Below are 14,607 nucleotides of genomic sequence, written 5' to 3' on the forward strand. Positions count from 1 at the left end.
GTGCCGCCCCTGACCGGGGGCGGCACCGGCCGTCGTGCGCCGGGGAGCGGGCGGCCCGCTACGGGGCGCCCGCGGTGGGGCGCCGACCGGGCGCCCGATGCGTCACTTGAAGAAGGCGATGCCGTCGTCCGGGAGGTCCTTGACGTCCTTGGCCCACTCCTGGGGGTCCACGACCTTCTTGAGCTGCGCCGACATGTACGGGCGCAGCGGCTTGTCGGGGGTGGAGATCTCCCCGACCCACATCAGGTCGCCCTTGACGTAGCCGTACAGCCGCTTGCCGCCGGCGTACTCCGGGGAGGCGCCGGTCCGCGCCAGGGCGTCGGTCGCCAGCTCGATCTGGGGCCGCCCGTCCGCGAGTTCGCCGTACCAGACCTCCACGATGCCCTTGTCGCGCACCGTGACCAGGTCGATCTTCCGGTCCTTGACCCGCCAGTAGCCGTGCTCCGACTCCAGCGGGCTGACCTTGCGGCCCTCGGAGTCCAGCCGCCAGGTGTGCGAGCTGAACTCCAGGAAGTCGCGGCCGTCATGGGTGAAGACGACCTCCTGCCCGAAGTTGCACTGCTCCTCGCCGGGAGGGTCCGCGACGCCCGCTCCCTGCCAGTTGCCGAGCAGGAAGGCCAGCGGCACGAGGTCGGGGTGCAGGTCGGACGGGATCTCGATCATGGGAACTCAGAATGTCCTTGCGAAGGAAACGGGGTTCAGCGCTGGCCCTGGTAGAGCTTCTTGACGACGAGCCCGGTGAACGCGGCGGTGCCGACGGCGACCAGCACCATCAGGGTAATGAAGAAGGCCTCAAGCACGGGGGCTCCTAGTACGGCGAACAATGATCACGAACCGCCCCCGATTCTATCGGTCCCGGATCGTGACGGCTGTGTGAGGTACGCCGTCCGGTCCTGGGTAGGTGGCGCATGCCAGGTAATCAACTCGTGATCAGTGTGAATGAACGCAACCGAGGGGTCTTGCGTCTAAGGCGGTTGGAAGGGGTGTGATCATGGCTTGTCCAGACTGCGGTGCGACCATGCACCAGGGGCCCGGCGGCGACTGGCTCTGCGCCAATTGCGGAGCCAGTCGCTGAACCGATCCGCATGTTTCCACTCTCGCCCCCCGGCCCGGCCGCAGCGCCGTCCGCCCCGGGGCGACCGTCGGCGGCACCGGGGGTTCGCCTGAGCCGTGGGCACCGCCGGGCGCCGCGTACCGACCCGCACCGCCCGCACGCGACCGTGCGGGCGGTGCGGCGTGCTCTCCGGCGGCCGGTGGCGCCCGGAACCGCGACCCGCGCCGCGCCCTGTGACGCGGACCACCCCCGGCCGGTGCCGGGTTCGGTACGGTTCCGCCATGGCGAAGCGGTTGGTGATCAAGGTGACGGCGGGCGCGGACGCCCCCGAGCGGTGCTCGCAGGCGTTCACGGTGGCGGCGGTGGCGGTGGCCAGCGGCGTCGAGGTGTCGCTGTGGCTGACGGGGGAGTCGGCCTGGTTCGCGCTCCCCGGGCGGGCGGCCGAGTTCGAACTGCCCCACGCGGCCCCGCTGCCCGACCTGCTGGAGACGATTGCCGCCGGCGGCCGGCTGACGCTGTGCAGCCAGTGCGCCGCGCGGCGCGACATCGGTGAGGACGACGTGATCGAGGGCGTCCGGATCGCCGGCGCGCAGGTGTTCGTGAGCGAGATCGTCGGCGAGGACGTGCAGGCGCTCGTCTACTGACGCCGCTCGATCCCCCGACCCCCGCCCCTCTCGACCACTGACGGCGGAGGGCCGCGCCCCGGGTGTCCAACCCGTTCGGAGCGCGGCCCTCGTGCCGTTCGGCGGCCGGACCGGGAGGTGGTGGCCGCCCGGTGCGCCGACTGCCGCTCGGCGGCCCTCAGACGGCGATGGCGACCTCGGTCAGCCCGCCCTGCTCGGCCACCACGGTGCGGTCGGCGGTGCCACCCGGCACCAGCGCGCGGACCGTCCAGGTGCCCTCGGCGGCGTAGAACCGGAACTGGCCGGTGGCCGACGTCGGGACCTCGGCGGTGAACTCGCCGGTGGAGTCGAGCAGTCGGACGTAGCCGGTGACCGGCTCGCCGGCGCGGGTGACCGATCCCTGGATGGTGGTCTCACCGGGCTTGATCGACGCGGCGTCGGGGCCGCCTGCCTGTGCTCCGCACATGGTGTTCCGTCCTTCGAACTGTGGTGGTCGCAAGGGGCGCGGGCCCCCCGTGCGGGGGGGCCGCGGGGCGTCACCGCCCCTGGGGTGTCACTTGGCGGGGCCGGTCTCCACGGGCACGCCCACCAGGGAGCCGTACTCGGTCCAGGAGCCGTCGTAGTTCTTGACGTTGGCCTGGCCGAGCAGCTCGTGCAGCACGAACCAGCTGTGGGCGGAGCGCTCACCGATGCGGCAGTAGGCGATGGTGTCCTTGGCGAGGTCCACGCCCTCGCCCTCGTACAGCTCCTTCAGCTCCTCGTCGGAGCGGAACGTGCCGTCGTCGTTGGCAGACTTGGACCACGGGATGTTGCGGGCCGAGGGCACGTGCCCGGCGACCTGGGACTGCTCCTGCGGCAGGTGGGCCGGGGCGAGCAGCTTGCCGCTGAACTCGTCGGGGGAGCGCACGTCGACCAGGTTCTTGGTGCCGATGGCCTCGACGACCTCGTCGCGGAAGGCGCGGATCGAGAGGTCCTGCGGCTGCGCCCGGTACTCGGTGGCGGCGCGCTCGGGCACCTCGGCCACCAGGTCGCGGGAGTCCAGCTCCCACTTCTTGCGGCCGCCGTCGAGCAGCTTGACGTCGCTGTGGCCGTACAGCTTGAAGTACCAGTAGGCGTACGCGGCGAACCAGTTGTTGTTGCCGCCGTAGAGCACCACGGTGTCGTCGTTGGCGATGCCCCGCGCGGAGAGCAGCTTCTCGAAGCCCTCCTGGTCCACGAAGTCGCGGCGCACCGGGTCCTGGAGGTCCTTCTTCCAGTCGATGCGGACGGCGTTGCGGATGTGGTTCTTCTCGTAGGCCGAGGTGTCCTCGTCCACCTCGACGATGACCACCTTGGGGTCGTCGATGCGGGCCTGCACCCAGTCGGCGTCGACGAGGACGTCACTGCGGCTCATGCTGTTCTCCTTCTGCGGGGCGGGTTCTGCGAGGCGGTTCGGGGCGCGGCGGGCGGGCGCGAACCGGGCGCGCCGAGGCGCGCGCCGCGCGGCGCGAGGGGATGCGAGGGGAGGAGCCGTCAGGCGACGGGACGACAGAGCATGGCGGCGACGCGGCAGAGGTCGACCGCCCGTCGCTTGGTGAGATCCGCCTGTCGTGTCATGTCGGAGATCGTACGGACGGAGGGTCGCCGCTGTCACCGTCGGTCCGTATGGCGAGACGCATCTGTCCGGATGTCGGGATGAGCTGGTGGGGAGGGGGTCGGGGTGCGGTGGCAGCTCCGGCGGCGGATGGCGGTCCGCAGGGGGTGAGACGGCTCCCACCTGCGCGGATGCGCCCGGCGCCGGACCGAGAGCTGCCCCCGTCGGTGACGCCGGGTGGACGGGCGCGTGCGGTTGACGGCCCCGCCCGAGCGGGTGGGCCCCGCGTCCCGGCATGCGGACCGCGCGGCGGCGGGTGACGGGCGCCGGTCGGCGGGTGACGGGCGCGCGCCGCCGGTCGACGGGTGGCGCGGGGGCGTCGCCGGCCGGCAGCGTTCTGCTGGCTCGGCCCGCCGGAGGCGCACTCCACGGGCCGGGAACGGCGGAGGGGCCCGGCATCGCCGGGCCCCTCCCGCGGCGGATGCCGCGACGTGCCGGTGCGGGACCTCCGCGCCCGTCGGGCTGCCGACGCCTCGGCGGCCCGACTCGCGCTCACTCCGGTGCGGCGGCCCCCGCGAGGAGCACGTCCGTGCCGCTGAGCCGCAGCGTGACGCCGTCCTCGGTCGCCTCCAGTCCCTCGACCTCCACGCCGGAGGGCAGGCCGGACAACTGTCGCTGCTGGTCCACGCCCTCGCGGATGCGGTCGTCGATCCCGTCGATCCCGCCGATCACCGGGAGGTCCGAGAAGGAGGGGATGTCCTCCACCGCGACCCGCACCAGATCGCCCTCGACGGTGATGTCGCCGGTCATGGCCGGGCCGACCGCCTGGCCCATCACCGTCACCCGCAGCTCCACCTCGCCGTCGCCGCCGTACCCCCAGGCGACACCGAAGGTCGAGTCCTCGGGCACGGTCAGCCGCTGCATCTCCTCGTAGGAGAGCGTCCCCTCGCCGGTGGCCCGGGCGGCGACCGCGCGCTCGAAGTTGTTCTCCAGCCGCACGTCCTCCAGGCGGATGGTGAGGTCCTCCACCGAGCCCTCCTGGTCGTCGACCCGGACCCGGTAGGAGTCCACGCCGAGCTCGACGCTCTCCAGCTCCTTCGCCGCCAGCTGGGTCAGGAACGGGAAGCCCCCGATGGAGACCGACGGGTCGGAGTCCAGCTCCTGCGTCGAACGCACCTTGGAGGCGATCTCGCCCTCGGCCACGTGGACCGCCAGCCGGTCGGCGCCGACGGCGAGGCCGCCGAGGACGACGAGCAGGATCAGCCCTATTCGCAGCGCTCGCATCTGTCTGCTTCCCCCCTGGTAGGTCGACGGGCAGCCGTGAGCGTAACCCGACGGCCGTTAGGACGTGCCGCGGACCTCGAACGTTCCGTCCCCCGCGTCACTCGGCCCCCGCCCGGCGCGCCGTGCGCGCCGGGGCACGACGAGGGGGCGGGCCCGGTGACGGGTCCGCCCCCTCGTCCTGGCGCTGGAACAGCGCCCGTCAGAACAGCGCCCGCGCCAGCAGGTACGCCGCCGGTGCGGCCATCGTGACCGGCAGCGCCACCCCCGCGGTGAAGTGGACGAACCGCGACGGCCAGTCGTAGCTGGCGACCCGCAGCCCGGTCAGCGCACAGACACCGGCCACCGCGCCGAGCACCGCGCCCTCGGGCAGCGCCTGCGCCCAGTGGCCGACCGCCGCACCCGCGCCGGTCGCGAGCGCGAGCGCCACCACCGGCGACACCCACGGCACGGTGAGCGCGGCGCGGGACAGCGCCGCCACCGCCACCGCAACGGCCACCGCCACCACCGCCGTGCGGTTCACCGTCACCGCGGCGAGCAGTCCGCCCGCGACGACGGCGAGCAGGGCGGAGGCCGCGGCCGCGGTGAGCGACGCCAGCCGCTCGTCGCCCTCGCCGTGGTGCCGCAGCTGGACCACGATCACCAGCAGGAACCACACGCCGAGCGTGCCGGCCAGTGCGGCGGCCGCCTCCCCGGCCGGTGCCAGGACCAGCACGGCGTCCGCCGCCAGGCCGGCCGCGAACGCGAGGACGATGCCCTGCCGCGCCGGCCACATGCCGTTGAGCCGGAACCAGCCGGCCGCGGTCACCGCCTGCAGGACCACCACGACCGGCAGCAGCGCGTACAGGCCGAACGGCGCGGAGACGGCGATGAGGGCGCCGAAGAGCGCGGTCAGCGCCGCCGGCTGGATCCCCGGCGGACGGAGCGGCGAGCCCACGCGGCGGACCGTGCCCGGCGCGAGCGGCGGCTCCTCCGCCTCGGGGGCGGGGACCGGCGCGCCCGCGGCCGGGCCGGTCGCACCCGCCTGCGCGGCGTGGCGGGGGTCGTGCGGGTCGGGGGCGCCGTACCCGCCCGGCGCTCCGGTCCGCGCGGCCTGTCCGCCGTAGGGGCCGCTCTGCGCCGCGCCGCCGTACCCGGAGTCGTGCCCGCCGCCGTACCCGGCGTCACGGGCGCCGCCGTGGCCCGGTCCGCCGGGGGTGGCGGGCGACTGGTGGCCCGCTCCCGGCGCGGGGGCGTACCCCTGCCCCGCCGGGTGCGGTGCCCCGGACGGCGGGGTGTACCCGGGCTGGTCGTGCGGATGGGGCGTGCTCATCGGGAGCCTCCGGCGAACGGCGGCAGCACCTCGACGGTGCCGCCTTCGGTGAGCGGGACGTCTGCGTGGTCGCGGGAGCCGACCTGGCGCTCGTCCACCAGGAACGAGCAGCGCAGCAGCACCCGCTCGAACTCCGGGCGGTCCGCGTGCCGGGCGCGGGCCTCGTCCAGCGCGGCGGCCAGGTGGTCCGCCCGGTATGTCTCCTCGGCGGTTCCGGCGGCTGCTTTCGCCGCCGCCCAGTACCTGATCGTGCCGCTCGCCATCGAGTCCTCCCGCTGTAGTCGCCCATCATGGCAGCCCCGCGGGGGCGCCCTGTCCCGGCCCGGACCGCTCGGGAGGGGGGGCCGGGCCTCCGTGGGCGCCGGGTGTCTCCCGGGTGTCGCCGGGGTGACGCGGGTGGGTCGGGGACCGGCCGAGGCGGCGTCCGCATGGTGGCCGGATCACGTCCGCATGTCGGCGATGTGACGCGCATCCCTTCACGGATCGGACACCTCCGGTATGCTCTCGTGCCAGAAGGATCCGGGCGCCGACGCCGCGAACGGGTCCTTTCGCGCTTTCCGGGCCGCTGTGGATCTTCGTCGCACGCGATGTCGTCCGCCGGAGGCCGGGCCCGCGCAGACCGGGATACCCGGGCAACGTCGCCTGAGCCGTCCGCCGTTCCAACTGTCCATCTCCGCCGAAACGCGTACCGCACCCGCATCGCTGTACCGCCGTCACGCTGTCCAGGACTGAGGAAGGACCTCGTCGTGAGTTCCCTGCTTCTGCTGACCAACGCCCTCCAGCCGTCTTCCCAGGTGCTCCCGGCTCTCGAGCTGCTGCTCCACACCGTGCGTGTCGCCCCCGCGGAGGGCCCCGCCCTGGTGGACGTGCCCAGCGCGGACGCGATCCTCGTCGACGGACGCAAGGACCTGCCGCAGGTGCGGTCGCTCTGCCAGCTGCTGCACTCGACCGGCCCCGGCTGCCCGCTGGTGCTGATCGTCACCGAGGGCGGCCTCGCCGCCGTCACCGCCGACTGGGGCGTGGACGACGTCGTGCTCGACTCCGCGGGCCCCGCCGAGGTCGAGGCCCGGCTGCGGCTCGCCGTCGGCCGCCGCCAGCTGGTCAGCGACGACAGCCCCACCGAGATCCGCAACGGCGACCTCCTGGTCGACGAGGCGACCTACAGCGCCAAGCTGAAGGGCCGCGTCCTGGACCTCACCTTCAAGGAGTTCGAGCTGCTGAAGTACCTGGCCCAGCACCCGGGCCGGGTCTTCACCCGCGCGCAGCTCCTCCAGGAGGTCTGGGGGTACGACTACTTCGGCGGCACCCGCACGGTCGACGTCCACGTGCGGCGGTTGCGCGCCAAGCTCGGCCCGGAGCACGAGTCGCTGATCGGCACCGTCCGCAACGTCGGCTACCGCTTCGTCGTGCCGGAGAAGACCGACTCCGTGGAGGCCGAGCAGGCCCGCGCCGTCACCCGCGAGGCCGAGCAGGTGGTCAAGCAGGCCGCTCGCCGGGCCTGAGCCGGCAGCGGTCTAGACTTCCGCCGTGGCCAAGGTGACGCGGGACGATGTCGCACGACTGGCGGGCACTTCGACCGCTGTCGTCAGCTATGTCATCAACAACGGTCCGCGCCCGGTGGCCGCAGCGACCCGGCAGCGGGTGCTCAACGCCATCAAGGAGCTCGGCTACCGGCCGGACCGGGTCGCGCAGGCCATGGCCTCGCAGCGGACCGACCTCATAGGGCTGATCGTGCCGGACGCCCGGCAGCCGTTCTTCGCCGAGATGGCGCACGCCGTCGAACGCGCTGCGGCCGAGCGGGGAATGATGGTCCTCGTCGGCAACTCCGACTACCTCGACGAGCGCGAGGTGCACTACCTCCGGGCGTTCCTCGGCATGCGGGTCTCCGGGCTGATCCTGATCAGTCAGGGCCCCACCGCCAACGCGGCCGCCGAGATCGAGGCGTGGGACGCCCGCGTGGTGCTGATGCACGAGCGGCCGGAGGCCATCAACGACGTGGCGGTCATCCTGGACGACGTCGGCGGGGCCGAGGAGGCCGTGCGGCACCTGCTGTCGCACGGCTATCCCTATGTCGCGTGCCTCGGCGGCACCGAGGAGACCCCGACCGTCGGCGACCCGGTCACCGACCACGTCGACGGCTGGCGCAACGCGATGCGGGACGCCGGGCTCTCCGTCGAGGGCCGGCTGTTCTCCGCGCCCTACGACCGCTACGCCGCCTACCGGGTGGCGCTGGAGCTGCTGTCGGGGCCGGACCGTCCGCCGGCGATCTTCTGTGCCACCGACGACCAGGCCATCGGCGTGCTGCGGGCCGCACGGGAGCTGCGGCTCGACGTGCCCGGGCAGCTGGCCGTGGCGGGGTTCGACGACGTGAAGGAGGCGGGTCTCACCGACCCGCCGCTGACCACGGTCGGTTCCGACCGGGGGGCGATGGCGCGTGCCGCCGTCGGTCTCGCGATGGGCGACCCGGCGGAGGGCGGCGGCGCCCCGGACCGGGTGCGGCAGTTCCCGGTGGAGCTGAAGGTGCGGCAGTCCTGCGGCTGCCCGCCGCCCGCCCCTGCGGGGTGACGCGGGGCGGGCGCGGCGGTGCGGGTGCCGGTCGGGCCGTGCGGCGGGTAGCCGCGTGGGGCCGGGAGGTCCTACCCGGGGTGGGGCAGCAGCGGTACGGGGTGCCTCCGGTGGCTCACCGGAACGAGGCGGTGTGCTCCTCGGTGCGGGTGGTGTAGGCGCTGCACACCACGGTCTGCGGGACGCCGCGCGCCAACACGGTGGGCTCGGCGGCGGGTGAGAGGACCGGCGGCTGCTGGTCGTCGACGCCGTACCCGAAGTAGGCGGCGAAGGTCTCCTCGCAGAGCGCCTCCTTCTCCTGGGTGGTGGTGATGATGTCGTCCGGCGCCGACGGCACGAAGTCGTCGTGGACACCGGTCACTTCGAAGACGTGCGGTTCGGAACAGGGCACCGGGTCGTGGTCGACGGTGTCCGCGCGGCCCCAGCAGTCGCCCTCCGACAGCTCACTGCGGAGCCCGGAGTCGTTCAGTTCCTCCGACGGTGTGGAGCCGTCGCCCTCCTGCGTGTTCGACGCGTCGCTTCCGTTGGACGCGTCCGTGCTTCCGTTCGGCTCGGCGTCGCCGTCACCGGAGCAGCCGGTGAGGGTGACGGCGAGGATGACGGCACCGGCCGCCGCGGTCAGGGCGCGGCGGTGGGCAGTGCGTGCGGTGATCGGTCTCATCGCCCCAGCACAGCGCGCCGTAGCGGAGTTCGCAGCGTTTCGCCCGCGCTGTGTCCTGGTCGTGGTGGAAGCGCGACGGAACCGTGTCCTTCGTGCGGGCCGCGTGCGGTGAACTCTGCTGCCGTTGCGGCGGGTTCGACAGGTCGGGGCGCGGCTTCGCGGTGACGCGGCCCGCCGCGGCGGCTACGGGCAGCCGGGCGCACCGCTTCGGCCCTCGCTCCCCTCGGTGCCCGAGCCGTCGGTCACGGCGACCGACGCGCCGTCGGCCGAGCCGTCGACTGAGCTGTCGGCCGCGTCCGCGCTGTCCGCCGCGCCCGTCCGGTCCGGTGCCTCACCGGTGAGCCGGCGGGCTCCCGGACCCCGCTCGGCGAGGGCGTCGCCGGGGTTGGCCAGCGCGCAGTCGCGCAGCGACAGGCAGCCGCAGCCGATGCAGCCGGAGAGGTGGTCGCGCAGCTGCGTGAGCTGGTGGATGCGCGCGTCGAGATCACCGCGCCAGCGCTCGGAGACCGCGGCCCAGTCCTCGGGCGTCGGGGTCCGGCCGTCCGGCAGCAGGGACAGCGCGTCGCGGATCTCGGCCAGCGGGATGCCCAGGTTCTGCGAGACCCGGATGAACGCCACGCGCCGCAGCGTCTCACGGCGGTAGCGCCGCTGGTTGCCGCTGGTGCGCCGCGAGCCGATGAGGCCGCTCTCCTCGTAGAACCGCAGCGCGGAAGGGGCCACGCCGCTGCGCTCCGCGAGCTGCCCGATGGTGAGTTCCCTGCTGATCGCCGCCTGGGTCATGGCGCCAGGGTAGCTGTACTTCGAGTGAGGTTGATGTTCGCGCGCTCCGGTGCGCCGCGCCCCGGAACCCCGGTGCGCCCGCCGGAGACGGCGGCGGCCCCGCCCCGCCGCGGTGTCGCGGCGGGGCGGAGCCGGGGGAGCGGGCGGCGGTGTCGCCGCCCCCGCCTCAGCGGATGACGGTGATCCGGTCCGCGGCGGGGGCCGCGAGCGGCGCCTGCGGGGAGGAGACCTCGCCCAGGTAGTCGATCAGCGCGTCGAGGTCGATGCCGCCGACGACCGGATCGGCGCCCTCGGCCAGCGTCGGGAAACCGTCCCCGCCGCCCGCCAGGAAGGAGTTCACCGCGACCCGGTAGACCCGGTCGGCGTCCAGTTCCTCGCCGCCCACGGTCACCGAGTCGGCGACGACGCGGTCCGCGCCGGAACGGGTGAGGTCCAGCGTCCACGCGAAGCCCTCGGAGGGCTGGAGGATCTTGTTGGAGCCCTCGTTGGGGCCGCTCACCTGCTCACGCAGTACCTGGAGCAGCTGCTCGCCGGTGAGGTCGATCAGGTGCACGTAGTTGGTGAACGGCTGGACGGCGAAGCCCTCCTCGTACGTCACCACGCCGTCGCCCTCGTCACCGGAGGCCGCGTACACCAGGTCGGTACGGATTCCGCCCGGGTTCATCAGTGCGATCTCGGCGGAGTCGTCGATGCCCTGCGCGTGCGCGAGTTGGGCGTCCGCGACCAGGTCGCCGAGCGGCGTCTCGGGGACGGTGCGGTCCTGCCGGATGTCCTCGCTGATCCAGGCGACCGGCTCGTTGGCGATCGGCGCGGCCAGCTCGGCCCAGAAGTCCACCAGCCGCGTCAGGTCGCCGGCCTTGGGCTGGTCGCGGTGGACGACGTGGTTGGTGCCCTCCACCGAGGTCCGGACGATGTCGCGCCGCAGCAGGTCGTACTCCATGTTCAGCTCGGTGTAGAGGCGGCCGTTGGACTGGCCGGAGGTGACCAGGCGGTCGTTGCCGGCCGGGTCGGGGATCGTGCAGACGTACGCCTCGTGGGTGTGGCCGGTGACCATCACGTCCACCATCGGGGTGGTCTTCTCGGCGATCTCCACGATCGGCCCGGAGAGGCCGCCACCGTCCGCGTCGCAGTCGGCGTTGTACGCGGAGTTGACCGGGTAGCCGCCCTCGTGGATCAGCGCGACCACCGCGTTGACACCGCGCTTCTTCAGCTGCTTCGCGTACGTGTCGATGGTCTCGACCTCGTCGAGGAACTCCAGTCCCTCGATGCCCTCCTGCGTGACGATGTCGGCGGTGCCCTGCAGGGTGACGCCGATGAAGCCGACGCTGGCGCCCTTCATCCGCTTGATCGTGTACGGCGCGGTGATCGGCTTGCCGGTCTTCTCGTGCACGACGTTGGCGGCGAGGAACGGGAAGTCCGCGCCCGCGAACTCGCGGCCCTCGACGTAGCAGCCGTCCGCGGGGTGGCACCCGCCGTCCTGCTTGCGCAGCAGCTCCCGCCAGCCCTCGTCGAACTCGTGGTTGCCGACCCCGACGACGTCCATCCTCAGCGCGTTGAGCGCCTCGATGGTCGGCTCGTCGTGGAACAGCGCCGAGATCAGCGGGGTCGCACCGACCATGTCGCCGGCGGCCACCGTCACGGAACGGGGGCTGCCCTTCCGGGCGTCGCGCAGCGCGGTGGCGAGGTACTCCACGCCGCCGGCGTCGATCGTCTCGGTGTGGCCGTCACCGTGGTCGTGGACGACCTGGCCACCCGAACCGGTCGGCGGTTCCAGCGCGCCGTGCAGGTCGTTGATGGCCAGCACCTGGAGGTCGACGGTGATGCTCGGCAGCCCCGGCAGCTCGGGCAGGCCCAGCCCGAGTCCGGCTGTCTCGGCGTCACGGGACGGCGCCGCCTCGGTGGAGGGGCTGGCGGCGGCGGGCAGGGTGAGCGCGAGCGCGCCGGCGAGGGCGGCAGCCACCATGCCGGCGGCGCGGCGGCGCCCCGGGCCTCGGCCGATGCTCCGGCTGGACCGGGCGAAAGGTCCGTGCATGGGGGGAAAGTTCCTTTCCGGGGGAGGCTGGAGGGGAGAAACTGCCCGGCAGCCTACGGCTACGCGCGTAGCGTGTCAGGAGTAATGACGTAACGAGCGCATTGCCGCTTCGCGTCGAATTCGCCGTAGAGTTTTGCCATGAGCGACATCACAGTGGTGGACGAGGTGTCGGCCGCGGATCAGCGCGACGCCGGGGAACTGATCGACGCGGGTGCGCGGCTCGACGGTCAGAGCGCGGTGTCGGAACAGGGCCGGCTGTTGCTGCGGGGTGGCCCCCGCGACGGCGTGCGGCACGTCATGCTGCGCCAGAAAGGCGAGTTGGTCGCCTACGGCCAACTCGACGGCACCGACCAGGTGGAGGCCCCCGCCGCTGAGCTGGTCGTTCACCCCGACCACCGCGGTCGCGGCCACGGCCGGGCCGTCGGCGAGGCGCTTCTCGCCGAGTCCGGACGCCGGGTGCGGATCTGGGCCCATGGCGGCCACCCCGCGGCGCGGCATCTCGCGCAGAGTCTGGGATTGCATCTGTTCCGTGAACTGTGGCAGCTGCGCAGGCCGTTGGAGGGAATGCCGCTTCCGGAGCCGGTGCTGCCGGACGGAATTCGCATCCGACACTTCGTTCCCGGACGCGACGAGGAATCCTGGCTGGAGCTCAACGCTGCGGCCTTTGCCCACCACCCCGAACAGGGGTCCCTCACTCGGCGGGACCTGGACGCTCGTATGGGTGAAGCCTGGTTCGACCCGGCCGGGTTCTTCCTCGCGGTGCGGGAGAAGCGCGGCGCCGACGGCGAACCCGTCGCCGAGGAACTCCTCGGCTTCCACTGGACGAAGGTCCACACCGCGGAGGGCGTCGGCGAGATCTACGTCCTCGGGGTCGGCCCCGGCAACCAGGGACTCGGCCTCGGCAAGGCACTCACCCTCGTCGGGCTCCGCTACCTCGCCCACGACCGCGGGCTGCCGGAGGCGATGCTCTACGTCGACGCCGACAACACGGCCGCTGTCCGCCTCTACCAGAGCCAGGGGTTCTCCACCCGCGAGACGGACCTGATGTACCGCACCGAGAGCTGACCGGTCCGGCCGCGGCCCCAGGGGGGCGTCGCCCGGCGCCCCCGCCGCGGCGGGGGCGCCCATTCACTTCCGGGGCGGCTTTGGGGAGGGGCCCGCCACCACCGCGCCCACAAGTGCTGCCATGATCTCTCCGCGCTGGGCCGAGGTGAGGTCGCCCTCGGCGACCAGACGTTCCGCCGCGAGGTAGCGCGAGAACTCGACCGGCTGGTCGAAGTAGGAGCGCAGCTGGGAGGCAGCGGCCTCCTGCGAGCGGACGAAGGCCCGGTTTACGAAGGCCGCGAGCGCTGCCGCGACCGCGCCCATCGACCCCGCTACCACCGCGCCGGCTGTGGTCGGCGCCGTCACGGCTGTCGCGCCGCCCACGACCAGCAGCAGGAAACCCACCGCCATGGCCATCTGCGCGTTGCGGAACGCCGTCCGTGCCTGGTCGAGCGCGATGGAGTGGTAGAGGTCCAGCCGCCGGTGGGTCACCCCCCACAGCTCGGCGAGGGCGAGTGGCGAGTTGCCCGAGGGCCGACCCGCGTCGTCCGCCGGTACCTTCACTTGACGGGTCTCGTCAGCGGCGTCGCCGGGCTGCGACGCCTCTGACGTGGGGTCCACACGCTCCGGCCCATACACGCGGACAGTTGGCCGATCGTCGCGCACGGGGGGAGCGACCGTGGGCGGCCAGGACGCTGCCGCCTGCAGCCGCTCCTGCTGCACGATGTAAGGATGCCCGACAGAGCCGTGCACGGCGACGGGCGGTCGTGGCCGCATTTCCCGTTCCAGCCTCTCCTCCGCCTCTCGCATCTCCCGTCGCCGAGCTTCAAGCTGGGCGATGCTGCGGCGACGGGCCGCCGTGGCCACACACACTGTGGCGGAGAACAGAGCGAGGCCGACCATCGTGGAGAACAGGGCGGTGGTCTCCGCCAGGGTGCGGGTGGCCACGCCCCCCGTCTGGGCGACAAGATCCGCGACGCCGATGAGGACCGCGAGCATGCCGAGCGTGCCAGTCGCGATCATCCCGGCCCCCAGGTGCCGCACCCACCGACCGGCGAGCACCGCGCCGCTGCCGCCGTCCGAGAAGGGCCACCGCGGGCGACGTGGCACCTCCGCCCCCGTATTCCGCTCTGCGCTGCCCGGCGGCGCGGGGTGCGGCTGTGGCTGGGGCGGCCACGACGGTGGGGTTGCGTGACCTCGGGGAGCCGGGCAGTCGGCCGTGTCATCCATGGGCCCAGCATGTCGCCGAGCCCCCCGTCCCGGCTTTCGACAAGCCGCGCCGTCCACCCGTGCGTGGACACCTCCCCGACACGTGCTCGTCGGGTTGCGTTTGCCCTGGCAGCGGGAGAATAGGGGCATGAGCCAGGATGCCCGCAGCACCGCCGCGGCGGCGGACGCCGCCCGCCGCCCGGTGGGTCCACCGTCGACCGGCCCGATACCCGAAGCCCCCGTGCCCGCCCGATCGGCCCCCGCTGCGGACGGCCCTTCCGCCGCCTCGCGCCCCGCCCCGCCGCCCCCCGGCCGGGTACCGCCCGCACCTCCTGCCCGCGCGACTGACGGCGGAGCGGCTGACGTCGGCGCGCACGAGGGCGGGGATGCCGCGCTCGGCTCCGACGGGGGCGCGCCCGAGGAGGGCCCTGCCGACGTCCCCGCCGCGGACCCGGCCGCGTCCGGCCCCGGTC

At 73.5% G+C, this 14,607-nt stretch carries 15 protein-coding genes and 1 pseudogene; 5 read left to right on the plus strand and 11 right to left on the minus strand.

Features of this window, described 5'->3' with window-relative positions; genetic code table 11:
• Positions 1-102: 102 nt before the first annotated feature.
• A complete protein-coding gene (locus HCN52_RS14025; RefSeq protein WP_168088775.1) occupies positions 103-663 on the minus strand; it encodes a heme-binding beta-barrel domain-containing protein in 561 nt (186 codons plus the stop codon).
• Positions 664-1,335: 672 nt separating this feature from the next.
• Between HCN52_RS14025 and HCN52_RS14030 the strand changes: the two genes are divergently transcribed.
• A complete protein-coding gene (locus HCN52_RS14030; RefSeq protein WP_168088776.1) occupies positions 1,336-1,698 on the plus strand; it encodes a DsrE family protein in 363 nt (120 codons plus the stop codon).
• Between the two features lie 157 nt (positions 1,699-1,855).
• Here HCN52_RS14030 and HCN52_RS14035 read toward each other — a convergent pair whose 3' ends face one another.
• The 6 genes from HCN52_RS14035 to HCN52_RS14055 all read right to left on the minus strand — a co-directional run bounded on the left by HCN52_RS14035 (position 1,856) and on the right by HCN52_RS14055 (position 6,106).
• A complete protein-coding gene (locus HCN52_RS14035; RefSeq protein ID WP_167934254.1) occupies positions 1,856-2,143 on the minus strand; it encodes a DUF1416 domain-containing protein in 288 nt (95 codons plus the stop codon).
• A gap of 87 nt (positions 2,144-2,230) precedes the next feature.
• Positions 2,231-3,070: a sulfurtransferase gene (locus HCN52_RS14040; RefSeq protein ID WP_168088777.1), complete on the minus strand. Its 840-nt coding sequence runs from the start codon at positions 3,068-3,070 to the stop codon at positions 2,231-2,233.
• A gap of 119 nt (positions 3,071-3,189) precedes the next feature.
• Entirely contained in the window at positions 3,190-3,273 is an 84-nt protein-coding gene (locus tag HCN52_RS26405) for an Ms5788A family Cys-rich leader peptide (protein WP_369008423.1), read from the minus strand.
• A 529-nt stretch (positions 3,274-3,802) separates the two neighbouring features.
• A complete protein-coding gene (locus HCN52_RS14045; protein ID WP_168088778.1) occupies positions 3,803-4,534 on the minus strand; it encodes an LmeA family phospholipid-binding protein in 732 nt (243 codons plus the stop codon).
• A gap of 199 nt (positions 4,535-4,733) precedes the next feature.
• On the minus strand, positions 4,734-5,843 hold the full coding sequence (locus HCN52_RS14050; RefSeq protein ID WP_168088779.1) for a hypothetical protein: 1,110 nt from the start codon (positions 5,841-5,843) through the stop codon (positions 4,734-4,736).
• Entirely contained in the window at positions 5,840-6,106 is a 267-nt protein-coding gene (locus tag HCN52_RS14055; protein WP_167973696.1) for a MoaD/ThiS family protein, read from the minus strand. Before HCN52_RS14055 ends, HCN52_RS14050 begins: the two co-directional genes overlap by 4 nt.
• A gap of 483 nt (positions 6,107-6,589) precedes the next feature.
• Between HCN52_RS14055 and HCN52_RS14060 the strand changes: the two genes are divergently transcribed.
• Positions 6,590-7,345 (plus strand): winged helix-turn-helix transcriptional regulator, encoded by a 756-nt coding sequence (locus HCN52_RS14060; RefSeq protein ID WP_168088780.1) that lies wholly within the window; start codon positions 6,590-6,592, stop codon positions 7,343-7,345.
• Positions 7,346-7,370: 25 nt separating this feature from the next.
• Entirely contained in the window at positions 7,371-8,408 is a 1,038-nt protein-coding gene (locus HCN52_RS14065) for a LacI family DNA-binding transcriptional regulator (RefSeq protein WP_168088781.1), read from the plus strand.
• A 115-nt stretch (positions 8,409-8,523) separates the two neighbouring features.
• On the opposite strand, the gene HCN52_RS14070 is transcribed toward HCN52_RS14065, so the two are convergent.
• From HCN52_RS14070 to HCN52_RS14080, 3 genes are all read right to left on the minus strand, one after another.
• Positions 8,524-9,069 (minus strand): hypothetical protein, encoded by a 546-nt coding sequence (locus HCN52_RS14070; RefSeq protein ID WP_168088782.1) that lies wholly within the window; start codon positions 9,067-9,069, stop codon positions 8,524-8,526.
• A gap of 183 nt (positions 9,070-9,252) precedes the next feature.
• Positions 9,253-9,849 carry a redox-sensitive transcriptional activator SoxR gene (gene soxR / locus HCN52_RS14075; RefSeq protein ID WP_168088783.1) on the minus strand — a complete coding sequence of 199 codons (597 nt, stop codon included), beginning with the start codon at positions 9,847-9,849 and terminating at the stop codon, positions 9,253-9,255.
• A gap of 166 nt (positions 9,850-10,015) precedes the next feature.
• On the minus strand, positions 10,016-11,881 hold the full coding sequence (locus HCN52_RS14080; protein WP_280923917.1) for a bifunctional metallophosphatase/5'-nucleotidase: 1,866 nt from the start codon (positions 11,879-11,881) through the stop codon (positions 10,016-10,018).
• Positions 11,882-12,019: 138 nt separating this feature from the next.
• Here HCN52_RS14080 and mshD point away from each other — a divergent pair, with 138 nt between their 5' ends.
• Positions 12,020-12,946, plus strand: coding sequence for a mycothiol synthase (gene mshD / locus HCN52_RS14085; RefSeq protein ID WP_168088784.1), 927 nt, complete (start codon positions 12,020-12,022; stop codon positions 12,944-12,946).
• 63 nt (positions 12,947-13,009) lie between these two features.
• Here the strand turns inward: mshD and HCN52_RS14090 are convergent, their stop codons facing one another.
• On the minus strand, positions 13,010-13,948 hold the full coding sequence (locus HCN52_RS14090; protein WP_168088785.1) for a TRADD-N-associated membrane domain-containing protein: 939 nt from the start codon (positions 13,946-13,948) through the stop codon (positions 13,010-13,012).
• A gap of 334 nt (positions 13,949-14,282) precedes the next feature.
• Here HCN52_RS14090 and HCN52_RS24755 point away from each other — a divergent pair.
• Positions 14,283-14,607, plus strand: a pseudogene (locus HCN52_RS24755) (hypothetical protein); the annotation flags it as partial.

The organism is Streptomyces bohaiensis (genome assembly GCF_012033785.1).
Taxonomy (GTDB): Bacteria; Actinomycetota; Actinomycetes; order Streptomycetales; family Streptomycetaceae; genus Streptomyces; species Streptomyces bohaiensis.

Excerpts from the sequence above, each read along its gene's own strand:
- HCN52_RS14025 (WP_168088775.1), bottom strand. The coding sequence starts at position 663 with ATGATCGAGATCCCGTCCGACCTGCACCCCGACCTCGTGCCGCTGGCC.
- HCN52_RS14030 (WP_168088776.1), top strand. The coding sequence starts at position 1,336 with ATGGCGAAGCGGTTGGTGATCAAGGTGACGGCGGGCGCGGACGCCCCC.
- HCN52_RS14035 (WP_167934254.1), bottom strand. The coding sequence starts at position 2,143 with ATGTGCGGAGCACAGGCAGGCGGCCCCGACGCCGCGTCGATCAAGCCC.
- HCN52_RS14040 (WP_168088777.1), bottom strand. The coding sequence starts at position 3,070 with ATGAGCCGCAGTGACGTCCTCGTCGACGCCGACTGGGTGCAGGCCCGC.
- HCN52_RS26405 (WP_369008423.1), bottom strand. The coding sequence starts at position 3,273 with ATGACACGACAGGCGGATCTCACCAAGCGACGGGCGGTCGACCTCTGC.
- HCN52_RS14045 (WP_168088778.1), bottom strand. The coding sequence starts at position 4,534 with ATGCGAGCGCTGCGAATAGGGCTGATCCTGCTCGTCGTCCTCGGCGGC.
- HCN52_RS14050 (WP_168088779.1), bottom strand. The coding sequence starts at position 5,843 with ATGAGCACGCCCCATCCGCACGACCAGCCCGGGTACACCCCGCCGTCC.
- HCN52_RS14055 (WP_167973696.1), bottom strand. The coding sequence starts at position 6,106 with ATGGCGAGCGGCACGATCAGGTACTGGGCGGCGGCGAAAGCAGCCGCC.
- HCN52_RS14070 (WP_168088782.1), bottom strand. The coding sequence starts at position 9,069 with ATGAGACCGATCACCGCACGCACTGCCCACCGCCGCGCCCTGACCGCG.
- soxR (WP_168088783.1), bottom strand. The coding sequence starts at position 9,849 with ATGACCCAGGCGGCGATCAGCAGGGAACTCACCATCGGGCAGCTCGCG.
- HCN52_RS14080 (WP_280923917.1), bottom strand. The coding sequence starts at position 11,881 with ATGCACGGACCTTTCGCCCGGTCCAGCCGGAGCATCGGCCGAGGCCCG.
- mshD (WP_168088784.1), top strand. The coding sequence starts at position 12,020 with ATGAGCGACATCACAGTGGTGGACGAGGTGTCGGCCGCGGATCAGCGC.
- HCN52_RS14090 (WP_168088785.1), bottom strand. The coding sequence starts at position 13,948 with ATGATCGCGACTGGCACGCTCGGCATGCTCGCGGTCCTCATCGGCGTC.